The following is a 19604-nucleotide window of genomic DNA, read 5'->3' as shown; positions in this document are numbered from 1 at the left end:
GTATTTCCTGAAATGATCGGCATCGAAGCAGTTTGTGGGCTTCTCCCAGCCGCGTGAAATGCAGGGGGATCAAGTGGACAAATTATCCTGCGACTGAAAAATAGATTCTTATCGCTGCGTAAAATGCAGTAGCACCGCACCTGCCAGAAACGCAATGACTTGACTAGGTGCTTCCCACCACTGCGCAGGGCGCAGCAGATTCCAAACGAGATCAATAAAAAAGGGGGCGATAAATGCAGGAAGGGTCGGATCAGCTGGGAAGAAAGGGGAAGCGATTGGGAAAAAATTTACAACCGAGGTAATCAATTTTAGCTAATTGATTTTGCCAAGAGTCGCCTCCGCGTCTCAACGATCTCTACCTCGACAGCGGCCTGCAGTTGCCCATCAAAAAACGCCATGTAGGGGCGCGCCGGAAACTGAATTGTGAATGCGCCGGTGCTAAAGCTATGCTCAACCGCTTATTTGTGCTGTTTGCCGGCAAAGACAGGCAGGTTTTGGATATGCCTTGTTGCGCATTAGGTCACCACGGACGTTGTGGGTCCGCAGGCGCGCCATGCCAGCACACGCCGCACGCGCGATCCGTGATCCCGCCACCCAACGAGACAGTCCTGCAAGTAGCTTAATGCATTAAATGCCGTCATTTTTTCGGCTTTGTACCGATGCATTCGTCTGCCGGTTCGTGGCCCGGTATTTTTCTCTTCGACGTCAGCCAAGGGCGGGGCCGTTTGTCTGGCATGCCCAGTGGTTGACCGGGCCGTGCCCTGAACCGATGTTGAGCGGCTGCGAGATGGCGGCGGTAATAAACGCTTTGGCCGACCGGATGGCCGCTTCCATGCCGTGTCCTTTGGCCAGTTCCGCCGTGATGCAGGCGGAAAAGGTGCAGCCCGTGCCATGTGTGTGCGGCGTGTCAAAGCGCGGGCATTCGAGCACAAAAGTGCGGTCAGGCAGGAATACCCGGTCGCGGCAGACGGCATCCTGCGAATTGCCGCTGTGTCCGCCTTTGATGACGATGCTTTTGGCGCCGAGTGCTTGCAGACGTGCGGCAGCCTCGGCGGCGCTGGCATCGTCGGTAATCGGAATGCCGGTGAGCGCTTCGGCCTCGGGCAGGTTCGGCGTGATGATGTCGGCTTGCGGCAGCAGGCAGGCAATCAAGGCAGCGATGGCGTTTTGCTGCAAGAGCGGTGCGCCGCCTTTGGCGATCATCACCGGATCGAGTACCAGCGGGCCGAGGCGGTGTGTTTGCAGGCAGGCGGCCACGCATTCGATGATGTCCGCCGTGCTGAGCATGCCGATTTTCAATGCGGTGGGCGGGAGGTCTTCCGCAATCGCCTGAATCTGGGCGCGCACGGTAGATTGCGGAACGGTGTGGATATCGAAAACGCCGCGCGTATTTTGCGCTGTGATGGCTGTGATCACACTCATGCCATAAACGCCACGCATCTGGAAGGTTTTCAGATCAGCCTGTATGCCTGCGCCACCGCCGCTGTCCGAGCCGGCAATGGTGAGCGCCATGGGAATGCGTGTCATCTCGGAACTCCTCTGTTAAAGCGGGATACCCGCGTGCGGAAAACCACCAGAATGGCTGGTAAAGGCGCCGTCAATCTTGCGCGCCCGATGTTTCCCATTCGACCAAGCCGGCGCCGTTTAGCGACCGAAACCACCTGCCTTGGATTGGTCGCCATGCTATCAGCTTCTCCGGGAAATGGCGCGCCGTCCGGCGTGTATTTGGCGGGGCTTTAAGCGCGCCATCGGTTCATGTTATCGGCGCGTCCATCAGGGCCATCGCTGAACAGCCTTTCCGCTAAAATGGCGGCCATGTCCTCTCCGTCACGTTTTCGGCCGGGTGGCCGGTCTGATTCACGTTCCGATGTTCAGGCCGATGCCCGGCCGCGCCATTTTGCCCTCGTGCCCGCGGCCGGAAACGGCGTCCGTCTCGGCTCACAAACTCCCAAGCAGTATCTGCCGCTGGCTGGGCGGCCGATGATTTGGCACGCGTTGTCGGTACTGTGCCGCCAGACGCGAATCGCGCAGGTCTATGTCGTACTTTCCGCAGGGGATGCCTGGTGGGCTGGCTATGACTGGTCGTCGCTGGGCGATACCTTGCGGCCGGTGTTTTGCGGCGGTGCGACGCGCGCGGAAAGCGTTGTTAACGGCCTGGCTGCAATGGCCGGCGAACTGGCGGAGGACGATTGGGTGCTCGTCCATGATGCGGCGCGTCCCTGTTTATCGCCGATTTTGCTGGATGCGCTGCTGAATGCGCTGGCGGATGATCCGGTCGGCGGTTTGCTCGCCCTGCCGGTGGCCGATACGCTCAAGCGCGCCCACGCGGAGGCGGGGAGTTTGGCTGGGGTGGCTGATTTGGGCGGACAGCCGAATCAGGCCGCGCCGCGACGATGCAACATGCCGCATGGCGCGCAAGCCCCGCGTGTCGCTGCTACGGTCACGCGCGACGGACTGTGGCAGGCGCAGACGCCGCAAATGTTCCGCTACGGTCTGCTGCGCACCGCGCTGGCGGCCGCACCGAGGGGAGTGACGGACGAGGCGAGCGCGCTGGAAATGGCCGGCTATCAGCCCCGACTGGTGCCTTCCGAGTTGCGCAATTTCAAGGTGACGTACCCCGCCGACCTGGCATTGGCGGAGTTGATTCTGGCAGGGAGCCGGTAATATGAACACGATGATTCGTGTGGGATTGGGCAGCGATATTCATGCGCTGGTCGAAGGGCGGCGGTTGATCATTGGCGGTGTCGAGATTCCTTTTGCAAAAGGGCTGCTCGGCCATTCCGATGCCGACGTTCTGCTGCATGCGGTGACTGATGCCTTGCTTGGTGCTGCGGCGCTGGGCGACATCGGCCGCCATTTTCCGGATACCGACGCGCATTACCAGGATGCCGACAGCCGCGTGCTTCTGCGCGCTGTCCGTGATCTGCTGGCAGAGGCCGGCTGGCGCATCGTCAATATCGATGCCACGATTCATGCCGAGCGCCCGAAAATGGCGCCGTATATTCCGCAGATTGTTGCCTGTTTGGCCGAGGATCTGCGGTTGTCTCCCGGGTGTGTCAACGTCAAGGCCAAAACGGCGGAAAAACTCGGCTTTATCGGCCGTGGCGAAGGCATCGCCTGCGACGCCGTAGCGTTGATCGAACGGGATGCCGAGCTTCATGACGCCTGAGGGCGAGCGTATTTTTCAGTCTTTCCGCGCCGCGCCACTGTGGTGAAAAGCCGGTCATCTAACTCGGTCGGGTCATGCCATTGGGCGGTTTTTTTACCGTTCAAGCCATGTCTGCGCCATAATGCACAATTCACCCGTCGGCATCCATTGGCGCGCCCGTGTTGCATCATCCATGTCTTTTCGATGGACGCGTGGATGATGATCTGAGGCCGTCACGACGGGGAATATACTGTTTTGATATATGAAAATAAACAATAATTCTTTTGTTGGAATAAGCGCTGCTTATACAATCGCAATTCGTATTCAGTCTGCTGATTTGAACCGGCCATTATTTCAACCGAATTGCAATCAACATGGATTTGACCCAAGCCTTGATTCCGGCGCCCGGTGTGCGCCGCCGTTTGCCCGAGTACATCGCGCGCTTGCGTACGATGCGCACGCGATTACCCAGGGAGGCGCCCGTGCCATCCGCGCATAATCTGGAGCAAACGCAGCAGCGCGACGCGGCGCGGCCGGAGGCGGCGTTGTTCGACGCGCCGGCGGGGGCCGGTACGGCGCTGTTTTCCCTGCGTAACGCGAGTAAGACTTTTCCGGGGGGCGTGCATGCCTTGCATGGCGTCGACCTCGACATTTACGAAGGCGAGATATTCGGCATCATTGGGCGTAGCGGTGCGGGCAAGAGTACGCTGCTGCGCTTGCTGAACCGGCTGGAGCGCCCGAGTGCCGGGCAGGTGATCTTTGATGGCCGGGACCTGATGACGCTCGATAATGCGGCGCTGCGCCAGATGCGCCGCCGCATCGGCATGATCTTCCAGCATTTCAACCTGCTGTCGTCGCGCACGGTCGCCGGCAACATTGCCCTGCCGCTTGAACTGGCCGGGACGCCGAAAGAAAAGATTGCCCGGCGCATCAATGAACTTCTTGAACTGGTCGGCTTGACGGATCAGCGCGACCGCTATCCGAGTCAGATCAGCGGCGGTCAGAAGCAGCGCGTCGGCATTGCTCGCGCGCTGGCGACGGAACCGCGCGTACTGCTGTGTGATGAGGCCACTTCGGCGCTTGATCCGGAGACGACGCAGTCGATCCTTGCCCTGCTGGCGGACATTAATACGCGGCTTGGGCTGACTATTGTGCTGATCACGCATCAGATGCAGGTTATCAAGGCAATCGCCCACCGTGTGGCGGTGCTCGACGGCGGGTATCTTGCCGAACAGGGGACGGTGACCGATATTTTTACCGTGCCGAAACAGGCCATTACGCGCACGCTGCTCAGTGAGGTGATCGGCAATGAAATTCCGCCGGGCGTGCGTGAGCGGGCATCTGCCCTGGTGGCGAGCGGGGCGGGGCGCATTTGGCGCCTGGCGTTCAAGGACGATGGCTTTGACCGCTTGTCGCTGACCGAAATATCCAACCGCTTCAATGTCGAAATCAAGTTGCTGCATGGCTATATCGATGAGATCCAGGGCGTGAGCTTCGGTTCGCTGGTCGCTGCGGCCAGCGGCGAGGCATCCGCGCTTGAAGCGGCGGCGGCTTCGATCAAGGCGCACGACATTATTCTTGAGGAGGTTGTGTTATGAGTCCCGAGCTGCTGCGCCTTTTTCAGACGTCCCTGCTGGAGACCTTGTGGATGGTTGGCGTTTCCGGCTTTATCGGTACGGCGCTCGGCCTGCCGCTGGGCGTGCTGCTGGTGATTACCGATCAGCACGGTCTGCTGCAGAACCGCCCATTGAACCGCATCCTCGGTGTACTTGTCAATGCAGTGCGTTCGACGCCGTTCATCATTTTGCTGGTGGCGGTGATCCCGCTTACGCGCTGGATCGTCGGGACTTCGATTGGGACGAAGGCGGCGATCGTACCGCTGACCATCGCTGCCATTCCTTTTGTTGCCCGTCTGATTGAAAGCGCGCTGCGCGAGGTCGATCGCGGGTTGATCGAGGCATTGCAGTCAATGGGCGCGACGCCGTGGCAAATAATCCGCACGGTGCTGATTCCCGAGGCCATGCCCGGCATCATCGCCGGCCTGACGATTACCCTGGTCAGCCTGATCGGCCATTCGGCCATGGCGGGCGCGGTGGGTGGCGGCGGGCTGGGGGATCTCGGCATTCGCTATGGCTACCAGCGTTTCCTGCCGGAGGTCATGGCCTTGGTCGTCCTCGTGCTGATTGTGCTGGTGCAGTTTATCCAGTCTGCGGGTGATCGCCTGGCGCACCGCATCAGCCACCGCTGATTTTTATTCTTTGATGACTTTTGAAGGAAGACACATGCTGATACCCAAGATCATTCGTAGTCTGGCGGCCGTATTTGCCCTGGCCGCGTTTTCTGCCCATGCGGCGCTGAGTGAGGATAAACCGCTGCGCGTCGGCGTGACTGCCGGGCCGCATGCCCAGGTATTCGAGGCCGTGAAGAAAATTGCTGCGCGCGATGGCCTCAAGATCGACATCATCGAATTTTCCGATTACGTTCAGCCCAATGCCGCGCTTGCCGCTGGCGATCTGGATCTGAACAGCTACCAGCACCAGCCGTACCTGGACAGCGCCGTCAAGGATCGCGGCTATAAGCTGGTATCCGTTGCCCGTACGATTCTTTTCCCTATCGGCCTGTATTCGCGCAAGATCAAGTCGCTCGACCAGATTCCTGAAGGCGCGCGCCTGGCAATGCCTAATGATCCGACGAATGGCGGCCGTGTATTGCTGCTGCTGGAGGCGAAGGGACTCATTAAACTCAAACCCAACGCCGGCCTGAAGGCGACGCCGATCGATGTGGTCGAAAATCCGAAAAAACTCAAGTTCATTGAGCTGGATGCCGCGCAGTTGCCGCGTGCGCTGGACGATGCCGACGTGGCGGCGATCAATACCAATTTTGCCATTCAGGCTGGGCTGATGCCGGCGCGTGACGCAATCGCTATGGAAAGCCTCCAGTCGCCTTACGCCAACATTATCGTGGTACGCGCTGAAGACAAGGATAGCCCGGTCATCAAGAAGCTGATCAAGGCATTCCAGAACGATGAAATCAAGGCCTTCATCAAGAAAGAATTTAAGGACTCCATTTTCCCCGTCTGGTAATTCTTGTTTCTTCATATGATCCAACCCGCCCGGCAAATCCGCGCATCGACAATATGGTGCGCGTCTGCCGAGCGTCGATATTTCGATCGATATCTCGATGAAACCAGGGGCTCGCCAGGCAGGCGCGAGCCGGCGGGGCTATGTAATGCCGGTTTGAGCGGCGCGATAAATACGGAAGCGAGCGGACATGAGCACGTTTGACGGAATCCGGGTGCAAGCTGGTGCAGCCAACTATTTTTCCGGTGTCGGCGCGCTGGCCCATTTCGATGCATTTTTTCCAGACGCCACCTTGCGGCAGGCGCTATGGATCGGCGGGCCGCGTGCCCTGGCGGCCGCCCGGCCGTATCTGCCGCCGGTATTCGATGACGATGCACGCTCGATCCGCCGCGTATTTTCTGGCCATTGCAGCGAAAGCCTGGTTGCCGGCTACGCTCGGGACGGGCGGAACGCCGATCTGGTGATCGGTATTGGCGGCGGTTCCGCGCTCGATACCGCCAAGGCGGTCGCCGCCCGTTTGGACAAACCCTTCGTCGCCATTCCCACCGTGGCCGCCACGTGCGCGGCATGGACGCCGCTTTCGGTCTGGTACGACGATGAAGGCTGTGCGCTCGGTTTTGAGCTTTTTTCGCTGGCCAGCCGGCTTGTTCTCGTCGATCCGCGCATCATACTGGCGGCGCCGCCGGAATATCTGCGCGCCGGCATCGGCGATACGCTGGCCAAATGGTACGAAGCGCGGGTGTTGTGCGATGCCGCGCCGGCTCTGCCGCTGACGGCGCAGCTCGGCCTGTCGGTTGCCCGTCAGATTCATGACGTATTGCTGGCGCAGGGCGCTGCGGCGTTAACGGCCATTGCGGCCGGTGCGGTGAATGAAGCGTTGGTTCAGGTCATTGATGCCATTATTGCCGGCGGTGGCCTAGTTGGCGGCCTGGGTGAGCGCTATACACGTGTGGCCGCCGCGCATGCCGTCCATAACGGGCTGACCGTCATCCCGGCAACGGCGGGTATCTTGCATGGTGCCAAGGTGGCTTATGGCATTCTCGTGCAATTGGCGCTGGAAGGGCGGAGCGAGGAATTGCTGCATTTAGGGGCAGCACTACGTGCGCTTGGCCTGCCGCGGCGGCTGGCCGATCTGGGCGTCGATCCGATGCAGGAAAGCGATATGGCCGCCTTTGTCGCGCGTATCCTGCGTCCGGAAGAAAGCATTCATTTTTTGCCGGGCATCGTCGATGCCGAGCGGCTGCGCAAGGCGCTGGCCGAAGTTGAAGCGCTGCCAGCAATAACCTGAATGCGCAGTTGATTATCTGCACTGAGTGCTGGATGAAATTAAGGGTGGTCATCTAGGCTCGGACGCTGTAGCAAGGGCCTCGCGAACTTCCGTCAATACTGTTGGCGATCTATTTTTCAAGTAGCTTATTTCGAATGAGATATTGCTGGTTGTATCTGTATTCAGTTAAATCAATATGCCTGAGACAGTCCTGATTGGATTTGCTGTAATTTATAATAGATGTAAGCCATAGAAACTGGTACCAAAAATACCTGAGACTGTTTTATAAAGGGCTATATAATTAACTAAAATGTGGAAATAGATAATACTCAATTTTTAATATAATTATAAGTATTTTCTACTCATCATAAGAACCTATAATCTTTTGAGATAAGACTATTCCTAGAATACTGCCGATGATACTTAATGTCATATTATAGGTAAAAAGAATTATGAATGTTGTTCCTGTGTCGCCAATACGGTCTACATGTCCACCAAAATATTCATAAATACATGCCATTAGTTCTCCAATTATAGTTCCGTATATGGCCATAGAAATTCCTATAAATATCTTCCAATGTGGCGCTAAATAAGCAGATATTAATGCAGCGAAACTAGGTGTGCAAAGTAATATCAGCCGTAGTGGTTCATGGTTGCTAAATGCGACATATAACGCTTGCCCAAGCATGAATACACTAATCCCAACTAATGAAGCTCGTAGTGTAGTCCAATGAGTCATCGCTTATATCCAGATTCTCCTAGCTGTGGCCCTGGATTAATGGGCCAATTAGGCCACTGCCTAGAAGTAATATACTGTCCACAAGCTTTTAAAGCTTGTTCTATACAATAACAACAGTTATTTCTGAAAAAAATTATAGTTTTGACATTTTTGTATTTCCTGTTTTACGCAATCATCCCCTTCCCGACCTTCTGCTTTTCTACAAGTTGCTCCTTGATGCACAGGGTCTGGATGGATTCCATCGGGGTCAAAACTCAATGTGTCACTATCATTGCCATTAAATCGAATAAAGCAATGTTGGCCAGGAATCAACCGAAATTTAATTAAACGGTAACACATCTCTGCTTCGAGGCCTAATAGGTCAATCCAACTTAACGGATTACCTTCGACATAGGCATAAGTATTGATTCTGCCGTACAGTCCGATGGGATCGGACTGCAGATAGTACCCGGAAAGAGGATCATAATCACGGAAGAAATTGTAATGAGTAAAAGACTCCGTGTCGAAATACTGACCGGGGAAGTACAGATTGAGGATGAATCGCCACCCACGTAATGGTAGGCCGTGGTATGGGAGCGCGCGCCGAACGTGCGGGTTTCCTGCCGGAGACGTCCCTGGGCATCGTAGGCGTATTGGTGGCTGCCGGTGATGCTGCCGTTCTCCACTTCATCAATCCGGGAAAGCCGTCCGACGCCGTAGGTTCCTGCATCCCAGGTATAGCGGGTCTGTCGTCCATCGGCATAGGTGATGTGTATCGGACGGTTCAGCGCGTCATAGGCGATACGGGTGATCTGGCCCTTGGCATCGGTATGGGTGATCTCATTGCCAGCAGCGTCATAAATGCTGACGGTGACGCCGGTGTCCGGACTTCGGGTCTGAAGGTGGTTATCCAGGCCGTCAAGGGTATAAGCCGTCACGAGGTTTCTCGGGTCAATTATGCCAATACCGAACCAAGCGTGGCACAAACACAAACCATTGCAGATACCCGGCCATGGTTAGTGGCCCCCACGTCATCACCATCCAAGTCAAAAATGCCGTACCCGTATTAAGCTGATCAATCGGCGTAATTAAAGTCAACCCAGTGTAGATCAACTGAACCGCTAAACTTGCCGGGAACGCCAACGCATATAGCACAATCGATGAAATGAATAATGCTTTATTCTTATATTGAGGCAAAGCGTCTGACCATGATGACCACGCATACCACGCTAACCCAATATGGAAAAGAATAAATAGAGCCCGTACCAATCGACCGCACATTATTGTCTGCCCCTATGTATATTGCAAAGAATCTTGCAACCATAATAGAGATCGTCTGCGTACTCTTGGCAGTCTGTCAGTGGTCCGATGCCATAGCGTGGTTTGCTCGGCTTGGCAAAGTTGCGAAGGACACATTGCTCGAAACATTGCTCCTTGTCGTCATCAACTTCCTTGCAGGATCTCCGGTCGTAATAGTCCTCGTCTGGGCGCGTCAGGCGCGGCTCTCCAGACAATGGATTGCCATCAGTGGTAAGCCCTCCACAGGAAACGGAACCATCAGCACGAGTCACGCAGAGGTATTGATGATTGAATAGTAGTGGCTCTTGAGTGCCGGGGGCAAGTGGACGCTGGCAGTACCAACCTTTCAACCCCTCCGGATCAATCATCATAGTTGGTCGATTTTCGACATAGGCATAAGTATTGATTCCACCGTCTAGTCCGATGGGATCGGAATGCAGATAACGTCCGAGAGGGGATCGTAATCACGGAAGAAATTGTAAGCCCCGGTAGTTACTCTCGTTTTGCAACAACGATGATGTCCCTGTCGAGTTCCGGGGGATTCCCCAAAAAATCTCCAAAATGTGCATGTTCCCAATTTTTTTCCATCTGAATTTCAAAAGCACATTTTGCAAAAAATGCAGCCAAGGCAAGCAACTCTTCCCTGCTCGCCAAAATAGATACCTCACGCAGAGATTGAAGAGCCTCGCTGTCCGTCAAAGAATAACCATAGATATTCATTTAATCAGCCTCAAATTTCAGAACTATCCTGAATAGTATCACTCATGCCTTGGAAAATCTGACATGCAGTTAGATCACCTGCTACACATTGGTAAACAGCCATGCTCATAACTAAATTATTTAGGAATGGCGGGCACCACATGATCTTGAATTCCTTTCCGCGTAAGAAGTTTTTTTCACGGTTCTTGAGTTTCGATGGGTCAGAGCCATGACTACCGGTGCCATCTTTGTTGACCACAATTTCTTTGCACCCCTTCTCATAAGCGTGAGCATGGGATTGCTGTCCCGACACATGCGGAGGGTCGATTCTAATCGTAGTCGAATTACCCCCGGAATTCGAGTGGGTTGGCCAGAACTGGCTAACCCCCGTCCGGATCCTCCTCGGGTGGCATCAAGCCGAAGGGCTCGGAAAGCGGCGGATTTTGCCACAACACCGTATTGTGCTCATCAGTGACCCGGCGCGGCGTATTCAAATGATCCAAATGCACGTAATAAACCTGCATCTGCGCCAGGACGGGAAAGGCATTGATGTTGTTATGTTTAATAAGGTTGGGAATAACTGTTGAAAAAACCTGCGCACGAAAATGTTATAGCATCAGAGCGTGATAAAGCTATTCCTAGATTAATTCTTTGGCGTTCCAAGAAAAATCCTCCTTTTGTTACATACCCAGTACTACCGGTTTTTAGGCGAACCAGAATTACCTGATTGGTTTTTATATCTTCACAAGAGATAACTTCAGCTGTTTCATCTTTGTTTATTATAGCAACTAGATTGCTTCCAACAATAGGTTCTACTGGATTAGTACCGACAGAAATGCTCTCAGTAGCATGCAAAGTAATGACTTCCGCTTTAGATAACAACCAAATTAGGGTAGTTGTCACTACTATGCAAAATAAGATTAAAAATTTTTCCGTGCAATTCATCAGTCAATGATTCACTTTCTGTATGGTAGATTTGTACCAAGGTAACTAGTATTTCCAATAATCTGAGGGGAGGTGGATATAATTTGATAAACATCTTGAGGCAATATCCATTGGTTAGTCGATTATCTATCTTATCATTAATAGATAGCAGTGCTATAAGTCATTTTTACTCTTTTACTCACAGTCCTTGTTGTAATCAAGTATGTATTGCGAGAGTCAATATTCATCCTGTTGTATTTTTCAAACACTAATTGATTATCTCCCGTGTGTAGTGTTAATTTTCATCGGGATTTCTTAATTTTTCTACTAAGCGTGAATAAACAACTGGTAAATCTTTTTCTATAAAGTGCTTAGATTCCTTATGTCCTTCGCTAGAAGCTTGTTTGAATAAGTTAATAGCATATTCTACAGTTTTCCATGATTTATTTCGACGGCCATATGAAAACATTATTGTGGCTAAATCATATTTATCGCTAGTTTTTTTTAGATCAATGTCTTGGCAAAATTTTTCAAGGTTTTCTTTGCTAATCTCTTTCAGCAAGTGAGAATAGTTTCCGAAACCTAATCCGTTAGGCGTCAGTTTTTCTAAGTAATAAAGAATCAATTGACCTAAGGTTTGTTCTAATTCTTGGGTGTTAATCTCAGATTGATCTTTAAAAGAGAAATCTAATAGTTGATAAAAATCATTTTTTTCTCCTTGAGTGATTTTCTGTTTAACAAAGACCAGCTTTTTTAAACTTTCATCATAGTAGATAAATATTCCAATATTATTCATAGTTATTTACACTCTTTTTGGCATTTCTTGTAACATTGTATCCATCGGTCACGAGCCATTTGTATGCACGCACGAACGCTTTCCCGATTACTACGCCCTCCCATTTTGTAGCGCCATTCGCAGTCTACTACTTCCCGTTCTTCAATTTCATCACACTCGTTTTTACATTCCTCTTGCAAATTCTTCTTTATGGTCCAATCTGGCCATGAAAATGGTGGTGATTCCGATTTTGGAGGGGCCAGCAGATTACTTGGGTCATTTGACTTGGGTGGTCGGTTTCCTGGGAGCGGGAATCCGGGAATGTATGGAAATGGAACCGGAATCGCTTGCAACCCCTCCGGATCAATCATCATAGTTGGTCGGTTCTCGACATAGCTATAAGTATTAATTCCGCCGTCTAGTCCGATGGGATCGGACTGCAGATAACGCCCGAAGAGGAGATCATAATCACGAAAGAAATTGTAATGGGTAGAAGACTCCGTGTCGAAATACTGACCGGGGAAGCGCAGATTGAGGATGAATCGCCGCCCATCGCCATCCGGATCCTCCTCGGGTGGCATCAAGCCGAAAGGTTCGGAAAGCGGCGGATTTTGCCATAACACCGTATTGTGCTCATCAGTGACCCGGCGCGGCGTATTCAAATGATCCAAATGCACGTAATAAACCTGCATCTGCGCCAGGACGGGAGAGGTACCCATGAAGCCTAAAAACGACCAAGAATACTCCAATTAACAAGCGGGACAAACAGACAATGAACACTGGGCGAGACAACTTCAAGCTATTTGTACGGATATGCAAACGCTCAGAGAAGAAATCACTTATGCACGCCCACGCCCCTCATTCAAAACAGATGTATCAAGCGACGCGCTTTTTCTTTAGCAGCTATCAGCTGAAGATAGAGAAGTAAGTTTTTGCTATTTACTTTCTTCTTCATCACCAAACATTAAATATCCATCAAAAAAAAGCGATGCACGTATTTCGGCTAAAAATGATATTTGCGTACTGGATAGATAAAAGTAAGGTCGTTCCTCAGGACCCATCAAGTTAATATTGATTACAAAACTGTTAACCACCGAAGGTGTGTTGACCAACTTAGAAAGTACCGCTTGATTGTTATGCAATTCTTCAAAAAGAAAGTTTGTGTACTGCTCGAACAATTCAATATCATATCTAAATAGGGAATAGCCTATCAGCACGGTTGAGAAAGGTTCTTGATAGATACATCCTTTACTTTGTTGGAATTTGACAAACAGTTCTTCAGAAATAAGCTGCCTAAGCTGTCCTGCTGCCGTCGCCATCTCGATACTAGCGTAGGAATCACTTGGGCACTGCGGAGCCAGATACATCTGAATTAACGGGATCATTGCTATTTCCATCGCTCATAAACGTATTCACCACCAGGCGCTTTGCAATTTGAACTGCGTTTTAAAACGATACGCCCATCTTTGCAACCACAAAGATTATAAGCCCCCAAACCTCTGCCTCCAAGCAAATCATTCTTAATCTTATGAGCATCTATACCTAGGCGTCGTAGTAGTTTCTCGTCCAATTTCTTGTCGCAAGGATCTTCTGGGGGTAGAGGTGGGCAAGTTTGGCGAAAAATTCCATTATTATTTGATGAAGAACCTGAACTACTTCCTCTACCGCCTTTAAGTGCTTCATCAATATACGAATTTCCGGTGCTGCTACCTAGTGGCAGAGGTACGCTCTGACATATATAGACGCTGCCAATCAACCGGCAATTGATTGCTAGCCCTTGGGGGTCTATATAACTTAATGGATTACCTTCGACATAGGCATAAGTATTGATTCCGCCGTCTAGTCCGATGGGATCGGACTGCAGATAACGCCCGGAGAGAGGATCATAATCATGGAAGAAATTGTAAGAGCTATAAGTGGCCCCCTTTCTCTTTAGCAGCTATCAGCCGAAGACAGGGGATAAGGTTTACACTTTTTACTATAAGCTTCATCAGCAAGTTATGTTATGAGTAAGAAACGTATTTCGTGCTCAGCAATCAACGCATGCGCTCCAACTAGATCAGGCCTTGTATCCATTCTTGCAATGTAAACTTGCACCAAGGACATGTTTATTTGCTCGTATGGATTCCAATCAAAGAACTGGACGAATTCAAGCTTGGTACTCCCTTCGACTTTAAACCGAACAGGAGAATCCCATACTTTATAACTACTACCCAATAATCCTATTTGAAACTCCAAGTCGGGTATTTCGGGACGAGGCACAACTTGTATAAATGGCAGGGGTGCTTCCCGGTATCTACAGGGTAAGACATAAGCACACTTACACAATACTATTCCCTGAAATAGTCCTTGTTCCACGAGAGTAAAAGCCTCTTGAATTTCCGGACCCATCGGCTCATCAGCATCTTGGAAGTATGTATTCCAGTTGTGCCTAACTGATTCGCGAAATTGAAGCATGACAGAAGTGATGTCGTTAAGCTTGTCCACTATTAACCTCCTACTAAACCTTGGCTTGGACTTTCTTATTTATCTTCCTGTTGTCTGTTGCTATAACTATTACTATTGAGCCGCTTGCGCAGAACTGGCCAACTATCATTCAAAAACCTTTTAGCACCGATATTTGTAATGGATGCATCCTTAAGAATTTCATCAACAAGTTCTAATCGATTCTTGGATGTACCCCCAGAAAATCTATCAATAAGGCTCATTGCTACAGCAAAATCATCAATTTCACTTTTGGAGCCATAACTACACCTGTCCCAACCTTTAAATACCTCTTTGTGCCAGAGCTTGAGAATTCCTAGGGGGGCTTAGGAAGCAAACGCATCAAAGGGGGGACATCTCTGAGCATTTTAAGCACTGTCTTGTAGAGGTCAAGGTGTCGGTGATTGAAGCGAAACTCGGTTTCCTCGATGTGCAGCTCGAACTTGTCCCTTCGCACGCCATGAAACTGCGTCAGCCGATGTTTGGCATCGCTCCAGAAAGACTCGATGCCGTTGATATGCCTGGAGCCTTTGACAAATTCGTTGTTGCCGTGATTGACCCGAAAGTGCTTTTCTAGGCCGAGGTCAACCCGCCCATCGTAGCCTCGCCAGCCATCGGTGTGAATGATGCTGTTAGGATCCACTTTACTCTGGATGATGGCTTGCAGCGTGGCTTTGGAAGCATCGGGGACAATTTCGGTATAAACGCAATCGGCACGTTTGAGCAGACCAAAGACGATGGTTTTGCCATCCGCGCCACGCCCGCGTTTGCCTCGGATACGCTTGGGACAGAAATAGGACTCATCGGCTTCAAGCTCGCCCGAGAACGGAGAGTGCGCAGCGCATTCTTGGGCCAGGCGGACACGGATGCGTTGGTATACCGCATTGACCGAGCGCACGGAAAGGCCGCACAACTGCGCGACATCCGTGGCGGTCAAGTCCATGGCAAACAGGCGCAGTAGCTGGCGAAACTTGGCTTCACTGATTTTTCAATGGCGGTAGTATTTGTTTTTACCTCGCATCTCAAGAATCAAACATGTGTTGAACACTTGTTTGCTTCCTAAGACGCTAATGTATTAGGCTATTCAGCTATTATGCAGATCAACAGGTTAACGCTGGACTCGTTTGATTCTGTTCGTGATGCTAGGGGCTGCCTAATAAAAAGGAGCAAAAATGGTGACGGAAAAATTTAAAAATATGGCTCTTTCATTTGCAGGGTGTGATGGCGGTAACCTGCAGTCTGAAGTTTGGTTTTGCGGGATGGAGTGGGGCGGTACGCAAAATAATGATGAAAAAATAGCGTCAGACTTTGACGCGCAACCTGAGCCCACTTCTTGGCAAGACAAGAATTTTGAAGGCAGCTGGAGCGCACAATATAACCAAAAAATCTGCTGGTTTTTGCACTATTTCTACGATCTTTATTGGGAAAAGATGAGCTATCAGCAGTTTGTCGAAACCTACAAGATCATGTATCGCAAGCCTGATGGCTGTGGGTTCAAGATGAACATGTTCCCTATTCGTTTTAAAGGGCGCAAAGACGTGAAATGGGATGAGTTGTTGGGCAAGGCTACAGGGTTTGATTCATTTCATGCGTACCGTGAGTGGTGCGTGACACATCGCGGTGAGTTTTTTCGAGAACAGATGCGTAAAAATCAACCTAAACTTGTGATGTGCACTGGTATAGAAGAAAAAGAAAACTTTTTCCGATTCTTTGCCGGGGAGTCCAATTACCAAACGCTTGACTGCGGTCGCTTCACTCTCTTTTACGCAATGCACGGCAATACGCTTGTTTGTGTATCACCATTTTGGGGCGGGAAAAACGGCATCAACTCTTACGAAAAAATGGAAGTGCTTGTCCGCAAAGTGCAGGATTTGCTCCGAAAGAGTTGAGAACGGACGCTTAAGTCTCATTTCCACGTCACGGTCGCGGCGCGATGGCGCGGAATGGCCGATGAGACTCGGGCGCGCATAGCGCACAAGTCGTCATGTAGTCATGAAGATGCGGCTACGGCGCGGCAGGCGGGTTGGACGCGCTGCACTCATGTCCCGTCATTCTTGGTTCTTCAATGGTTGCTGTGGGTTTGAGCCAGTCCCATCGCCCGCCTCGAATTTAGTCGACGGCCTGGCGGAGGGCGCGGCGCACTTTTTCGTACGCTTTAAGCAGGCGGCGATGTGTTGTGCAACCGTTGAAATCCCGACCCGGTGCGGTATCGAGGCCGAAAAAGCGTTCTTTACCGGCTAGCAGGGCTTCCGCCTGCTGTAAGGTCTCGGGCGTATACAGGCTGGCGAGTGCTTGCTGGCAGGTTTTTTCCAGCCCCGCTTCGCGCAGATTGAGCAGGGTTTCGATGCAGCGATAGACCCTGCGCCGCGCGGCGTCAATCTGGCCGAACTGGTGAATCCAGTCGCAGCCTTCGCGGATGGCCGTTGCCTCGCCCGCGGCGAGCGCGAGCAGTGTTTTTAGTTCGCCCAGGCGCAGCGTCTCCCAAAATGAGCTGGCATCGGGCGCCAGGCCGATCAGCGCGGCGACCAGATGCTCGTCGGCCAGGCCGGATTCGTTGAGTGCGGCGAGCAGGTCGCGGCAGGCTGCGCCGTCCAGCTGGGGCAGGTTGAGAATGGCATCCCGGAGAGCGTCGGCGGCAGCGTTGTTTTCGTATTCCAGATCGTCGACCGGGTAGATTTCCGACATGCCGGGTACGAGCAGGCGGCAGGCATAGACGCCCAGGTGGGTGTAGTCGGCCGCGTAGATATCGAACCCTTGCGCCTCGATCAGGTGAACCAGCCAGGCGTATTCCTCATCCGTCGTCGCGGAAAAATTCCAATCATGGAAGGCAAAGTCGGGCACATTGCCGAGGAAAGGCCAGCCGACGATGCCGCTTGAATCGACAAAGTGGATTTCCAGATTCGGTGCGCTGGCGATTTCGTCGAGATCAAAGCCGGGTTCCGGAAAGCCGTCGAGCGCATCGAGCGCGCGCCCTTGCAACAGCTCGGTCAGCGCGCGTTCAAGGGCGATCTCAAAGCGCGGATGCGCGCCGAAACTACAATAGCAACCCTGATCATGGGGGTTGAGTAAAGCGATGCAGAGCACCGGGTATCGGCCACCGAGCGAGGCGTCGCGCACCAGAATGCCGAAACCGGCGCTGCGCAGCGCGGCGATGCCGGCGGCAAGGCGGGGAAAGCGGGCAAGCATCGGTTCCGGCACGTCCGGCAGGCATCGACCTTCGCTAAAGATGCGGAATTTGACGTAGCGCTCGATAATTTCCGACAGCGCCTGTACCCGCGCTTCGGACGGCGTGTTGCCCGCGGCCATGCCGTTGCTGACGTAAAGGTTGCCGAGAATATTGACCGGAAACCAGACCTGCGCGTTATCGTGCAAGCGGGTAAAAGGCAGGGCGCAGATGCCCCGCTCCGCATTGCCAGAATTGTGGTCAACCAGGGATCGGGGATCGAGGCTGCCTTCCGGGTCGTAAAAACCGCGCAGTGCCTGCGTGAGCAGCCCATCCGGCCAGCGGCCTTTTGTGGAGAGGGGAAACCAGCGCTCCTGGGGGTGATGGGTAAAGTCCGCATTGGCGTAGCGCGTGCCGAGATCGTAATGCGCCCAAAAGTAATGGCATGACAGCCGCTCGCAGAATTCGCCCAGTGCGCTGGCGAGCGCGGCCGGCCGGGAGCCGCCCTTGCCGTTGGCAAACAGCAGTGGACAATCACGCTCGCGCAGGTGTACCGACCAGATGTCACCCAGCGGGTTGAGCCAGGAACGCTCTTCCACATGAAAGCCCAGCGCCGCCAAGCGCGCCTGCATATGCAGGATGCTCGCTTCGAGAGGCGCGTCCTTGCCGGGCGGGAAATGTTCACGACGTTCGGCCTGTTCGGCGCCTTCAATGCGGCTGGCGACCGGGGACGCGTCATCAGGCGCAGTCACCGCCTCCTTGGGTGGCGTGTTGTCTGGCGTCATTTGAGGCGTGCCTTATTGCGCCAGCGCGGCCGCAAAGTCGGCGATGAGGTCATCCCCATCTTCAATTCCGACGGAAACGCGGATGAGCGATTCGGCAATGCCATATTCTGCGCGGCGTTGGGGGCCAAGCTCAAAATAGATCGTCTGCGCGACGGGCAGTGCCAGCGTGCGGTTATCGCCCAGATTGGTAGAAGGAATGACGATGCGGAACTTGCGAAAGATGTCGAGGCAATCGCAACCCTCACGTAGCTCGAAGGCAAGAATGCCGCTGCAGCCGCTAAATAGCGTCCTGGCGCGTTCATATTGCTGGTGGGTGTCCAGACCGGGGTAATGGATACGCGCGACTTGCGGATGCGCGGCGAGAAACTCGGCCAGGCGTTGTGCATTGGCGCAGATGCGCTCCATGCGCAATGCCAGCGTTTCCGAGCCGACCGCCAGGTGGTGCGCCGATTCCGGGCCAAGTGTTGCGCCGATGTCGCGCAGCCCTTTCTTGCGGATTTGTGTAAGTCCCCAAAGTGCGGGATTGCCTTTTTTATAGAAATCGTAGAGATGCGGATAAGCGGCCCAGTCGAAGCAGCCCGTTTCGGTGACGGCTCCGCCCAGGGCATTGCCGTGTCCGCCGATATACTTGGTCAGCGAATTGATGACGAGCGAAGCGCCGACGTTTTTGGGACGGAAGAGATACGGCGAAGTGACCGTGTTGTCGACAACATAAATCAGAGCCCGCTCGCGGCATAGCTGCCCGATGCCTTGCAGATCGGCGACCTGCGTGCAGGGATTGGCGATCGTTTCAAGAAACACCATCCGCGTTTCTGGCCGCAGTGCAGCGGCCACATGGGCGGCATCCGTCGTATCGACAAAGGAGACGGCGATGCCGATCTGCGCCAGCGTTTCAAACAGGCTGGTGGTGTTGCCGAACAAAAAACGGCTGGCGATCAGGTGGTCGCCGGCACGCAGCAAGGCCAGCAGCGTCGCCGAAATGGCGCCCATACCGCTGCCGAACGTCGCCGTGGCGAGTCCCTGTTCCATGCGTGTGATCCTGTCTTCCAGCGCCATCGTCGTCGGCGTACCCTGGCGGCCATAAACAAAGCCAGCCTGCTCGCCCTGGAATACCCTGACCAGATCGTTGACGTCGGTAAAGCCGAAGGCGGCAGAATTGTGGATGGGTTTATGCACCGCCCCATGTTCAGTGGATTTGGCGCGATCACAGTGCAGATTGCCGGTCGTAAAGCCGAGTTCTTTCATGAGCCTCTCACAGGAAA

Annotated in this window: 22 protein-coding genes; 7 read left to right on the top strand and 15 right to left on the bottom strand. The window is 52.9% G+C overall.

Features of this window, described 5'->3' with window-relative positions:
- Positions 1 to 705: 705 nt before the first annotated feature.
- Positions 706 to 1527, bottom strand: coding sequence for a bifunctional hydroxymethylpyrimidine kinase/phosphomethylpyrimidine kinase (thiD, locus tag ABCS64_RS07555; RefSeq protein ID WP_418891249.1), 822 nt, complete (start codon positions 1525 to 1527; stop codon positions 706 to 708).
- Positions 1528 to 1815: 288 nt separating this feature from the next.
- Here thiD and ABCS64_RS07550 point away from each other — a divergent pair, with 288 nt between their 5' ends.
- The 6 genes from ABCS64_RS07550 to ABCS64_RS07525 all read left to right on the top strand — a co-directional run bounded on the left by ABCS64_RS07550 (position 1816) and on the right by ABCS64_RS07525 (position 7516).
- A complete protein-coding gene (locus ABCS64_RS07550) occupies positions 1816 to 2664 on the top strand; it encodes an IspD/TarI family cytidylyltransferase (RefSeq protein ID WP_418891248.1) in 849 nt (282 codons plus the stop codon).
- Position 2665: 1 nt separating this feature from the next.
- The gene (gene ispF / locus ABCS64_RS07545; protein ID WP_418891247.1) at positions 2666 to 3169 is read left to right on the top strand and encodes a 2-C-methyl-D-erythritol 2,4-cyclodiphosphate synthase; all 504 of its coding nucleotides are present in this window, start codon (positions 2666 to 2668) and stop codon (positions 3167 to 3169) included.
- 353 nt (positions 3170 to 3522) lie between these two features.
- Complete coding sequence (locus ABCS64_RS07540) at positions 3523 to 4746, top strand: methionine ABC transporter ATP-binding protein (protein WP_418891246.1); 1224 nt, start codon at positions 3523 to 3525, stop codon at positions 4744 to 4746.
- The gene (locus ABCS64_RS07535) at positions 4743 to 5396 is read left to right on the top strand and encodes a methionine ABC transporter permease (RefSeq protein ID WP_418891245.1); all 654 of its coding nucleotides are present in this window, start codon (positions 4743 to 4745) and stop codon (positions 5394 to 5396) included. The genes ABCS64_RS07540 and ABCS64_RS07535 overlap by 4 nt, the downstream gene beginning before the upstream one ends.
- A gap of 34 nt (positions 5397 to 5430) precedes the next feature.
- On the top strand, positions 5431 to 6231 hold the full coding sequence (locus tag ABCS64_RS07530) for a MetQ/NlpA family ABC transporter substrate-binding protein (RefSeq protein ID WP_418891244.1): 801 nt from the start codon (positions 5431 to 5433) through the stop codon (positions 6229 to 6231).
- Between the two features lie 187 nt (positions 6232 to 6418).
- Complete coding sequence (locus ABCS64_RS07525; RefSeq protein WP_418891243.1) at positions 6419 to 7516, top strand: oxidoreductase; 1098 nt, start codon at positions 6419 to 6421, stop codon at positions 7514 to 7516.
- 337 nt (positions 7517 to 7853) lie between these two features.
- Here the strand turns inward: ABCS64_RS07525 and ABCS64_RS07520 are convergent, their stop codons facing one another.
- From ABCS64_RS07520 to ABCS64_RS07470, 12 genes are all read right to left on the bottom strand, one after another.
- A complete protein-coding gene (locus tag ABCS64_RS07520; protein ID WP_418891242.1) occupies positions 7854 to 8234 on the bottom strand; it encodes a hypothetical protein in 381 nt (126 codons plus the stop codon).
- A 117-nt stretch (positions 8235 to 8351) separates the two neighbouring features.
- Positions 8352 to 8762 carry an RHS repeat-associated core domain-containing protein gene (locus ABCS64_RS07515; RefSeq protein WP_418891913.1) on the bottom strand — a complete coding sequence of 137 codons (411 nt, stop codon included), beginning with the start codon at positions 8760 to 8762 and terminating at the stop codon, positions 8352 to 8354.
- A 731-nt stretch (positions 8763 to 9493) separates the two neighbouring features.
- Positions 9494 to 9952, bottom strand: a complete 459-nt coding sequence (locus ABCS64_RS07510) for an RHS repeat-associated core domain-containing protein (RefSeq protein ID WP_479686663.1) — start codon at positions 9950 to 9952, stop codon at positions 9494 to 9496.
- 52 nt (positions 9953 to 10004) lie between these two features.
- Positions 10005 to 10232 carry a hypothetical protein gene (locus ABCS64_RS07505; protein WP_418891241.1) on the bottom strand — a complete coding sequence of 76 codons (228 nt, stop codon included), beginning with the start codon at positions 10230 to 10232 and terminating at the stop codon, positions 10005 to 10007.
- Between the two features lie 359 nt (positions 10233 to 10591).
- Entirely contained in the window at positions 10592 to 10735 is a 144-nt protein-coding gene (locus ABCS64_RS12605; RefSeq protein ID WP_479686653.1) for an RHS domain-containing protein, read from the bottom strand.
- A gap of 37 nt (positions 10736 to 10772) precedes the next feature.
- Positions 10773 to 11156, bottom strand: a complete 384-nt coding sequence (locus ABCS64_RS07500) for a hypothetical protein (RefSeq protein WP_418891240.1) — start codon at positions 11154 to 11156, stop codon at positions 10773 to 10775.
- 274 nt (positions 11157 to 11430) lie between these two features.
- Positions 11431 to 11931, bottom strand: coding sequence for a hypothetical protein (locus ABCS64_RS07495; protein ID WP_418891239.1), 501 nt, complete (start codon positions 11929 to 11931; stop codon positions 11431 to 11433).
- 2 nt (positions 11932 to 11933) lie between these two features.
- On the bottom strand, positions 11934 to 12629 hold the full coding sequence (locus tag ABCS64_RS07490; protein ID WP_418891238.1) for an RHS repeat domain-containing protein: 696 nt from the start codon (positions 12627 to 12629) through the stop codon (positions 11934 to 11936).
- Between the two features lie 216 nt (positions 12630 to 12845).
- A complete protein-coding gene (locus tag ABCS64_RS07485) occupies positions 12846 to 13295 on the bottom strand; it encodes a hypothetical protein (RefSeq protein WP_418891237.1) in 450 nt (149 codons plus the stop codon).
- Between the two features lie 2 nt (positions 13296 to 13297).
- On the bottom strand, positions 13298 to 13849 hold the full coding sequence (locus tag ABCS64_RS07480) for an RHS repeat domain-containing protein (protein ID WP_418891911.1): 552 nt from the start codon (positions 13847 to 13849) through the stop codon (positions 13298 to 13300).
- A 59-nt stretch (positions 13850 to 13908) separates the two neighbouring features.
- Positions 13909 to 14397, bottom strand: coding sequence for a hypothetical protein (locus tag ABCS64_RS07475; protein ID WP_418891236.1), 489 nt, complete (start codon positions 14395 to 14397; stop codon positions 13909 to 13911).
- Between the two features lie 313 nt (positions 14398 to 14710).
- Positions 14711 to 15379: an IS1595 family transposase gene (locus ABCS64_RS07470; protein ID WP_418891910.1), complete on the bottom strand. Its 669-nt coding sequence runs from the start codon at positions 15377 to 15379 to the stop codon at positions 14711 to 14713.
- A gap of 187 nt (positions 15380 to 15566) precedes the next feature.
- Here ABCS64_RS07470 and ABCS64_RS07465 point away from each other — a divergent pair, with 187 nt between their 5' ends.
- Entirely contained in the window at positions 15567 to 16283 is a 717-nt protein-coding gene (locus ABCS64_RS07465) for a hypothetical protein (protein ID WP_418891235.1), read from the top strand.
- A 220-nt stretch (positions 16284 to 16503) separates the two neighbouring features.
- Here the strand turns inward: ABCS64_RS07465 and ycaO are convergent, their stop codons facing one another.
- A complete protein-coding gene (gene ycaO / locus ABCS64_RS07460; RefSeq protein WP_418891234.1) occupies positions 16504 to 18342 on the bottom strand; it encodes a 30S ribosomal protein S12 methylthiotransferase accessory factor YcaO in 1839 nt (612 codons plus the stop codon).
- A gap of 12 nt (positions 18343 to 18354) precedes the next feature.
- Complete coding sequence (locus tag ABCS64_RS07455; protein ID WP_418891233.1) at positions 18355 to 19587, bottom strand: cystathionine gamma-synthase family protein; 1233 nt, start codon at positions 19585 to 19587, stop codon at positions 18355 to 18357.
- Between the last annotated feature and the right edge of the window lie 17 nt (positions 19588 to 19604).

Origin of the sequence: Dentiradicibacter hellwigii (assembly GCF_041770905.1) — a bacterium.
In the GTDB taxonomy this organism is placed as follows: Bacteria; Pseudomonadota; Gammaproteobacteria; order Burkholderiales; family Rhodocyclaceae; genus Propionivibrio; species Propionivibrio hellwigii.
Note: the sequence above shows the minus strand (reverse complement) of the source record. Positions and strands in the feature narration are given on the sequence as shown.

Bases quoted from the DNA above. Each gene is read 5' to 3' on its own strand.
- thiD (WP_418891249.1), bottom strand. From the start codon at position 1,527: ATGACACGCATTCCCATGGCGCTCACCATTGCCGGCTCGGACAGCGGC.
- ABCS64_RS07550 (WP_418891248.1), top strand. From the start codon at position 1,816: ATGTCCTCTCCGTCACGTTTTCGGCCGGGTGGCCGGTCTGATTCACGT.
- ispF (WP_418891247.1), top strand. From the start codon at position 2,666: ATGAACACGATGATTCGTGTGGGATTGGGCAGCGATATTCATGCGCTG.
- ABCS64_RS07540 (WP_418891246.1), top strand. From the start codon at position 3,523: ATGGATTTGACCCAAGCCTTGATTCCGGCGCCCGGTGTGCGCCGCCGT.
- ABCS64_RS07535 (WP_418891245.1), top strand. From the start codon at position 4,743: ATGAGTCCCGAGCTGCTGCGCCTTTTTCAGACGTCCCTGCTGGAGACC.
- ABCS64_RS07530 (WP_418891244.1), top strand. From the start codon at position 5,431: ATGCTGATACCCAAGATCATTCGTAGTCTGGCGGCCGTATTTGCCCTG.
- ABCS64_RS07525 (WP_418891243.1), top strand. From the start codon at position 6,419: ATGAGCACGTTTGACGGAATCCGGGTGCAAGCTGGTGCAGCCAACTAT.
- ABCS64_RS07520 (WP_418891242.1), bottom strand. From the start codon at position 8,234: ATGACTCATTGGACTACACTACGAGCTTCATTAGTTGGGATTAGTGTA.
- ABCS64_RS07505 (WP_418891241.1), bottom strand. From the start codon at position 10,232: ATGAATATCTATGGTTATTCTTTGACGGACAGCGAGGCTCTTCAATCT.
- ABCS64_RS12605 (WP_479686653.1), bottom strand. From the start codon at position 10,735: ATGCAGGTTTATTACGTGCATTTGGATCATTTGAATACGCCGCGCCGG.
- ABCS64_RS07500 (WP_418891240.1), bottom strand. From the start codon at position 11,156: ATGAATTGCACGGAAAAATTTTTAATCTTATTTTGCATAGTAGTGACA.
- ABCS64_RS07495 (WP_418891239.1), bottom strand. From the start codon at position 11,931: ATGAATAATATTGGAATATTTATCTACTATGATGAAAGTTTAAAAAAG.
- ABCS64_RS07490 (WP_418891238.1), bottom strand. From the start codon at position 12,629: ATGGGTACCTCTCCCGTCCTGGCGCAGATGCAGGTTTATTACGTGCAT.
- ABCS64_RS07485 (WP_418891237.1), bottom strand. From the start codon at position 13,295: ATGATCCCGTTAATTCAGATGTATCTGGCTCCGCAGTGCCCAAGTGAT.
- ABCS64_RS07465 (WP_418891235.1), top strand. From the start codon at position 15,567: ATGGTGACGGAAAAATTTAAAAATATGGCTCTTTCATTTGCAGGGTGT.
- ycaO (WP_418891234.1), bottom strand. From the start codon at position 18,342: ATGACGCCAGACAACACGCCACCCAAGGAGGCGGTGACTGCGCCTGAT.
- ABCS64_RS07455 (WP_418891233.1), bottom strand. From the start codon at position 19,587: ATGAAAGAACTCGGCTTTACGACCGGCAATCTGCACTGTGATCGCGCC.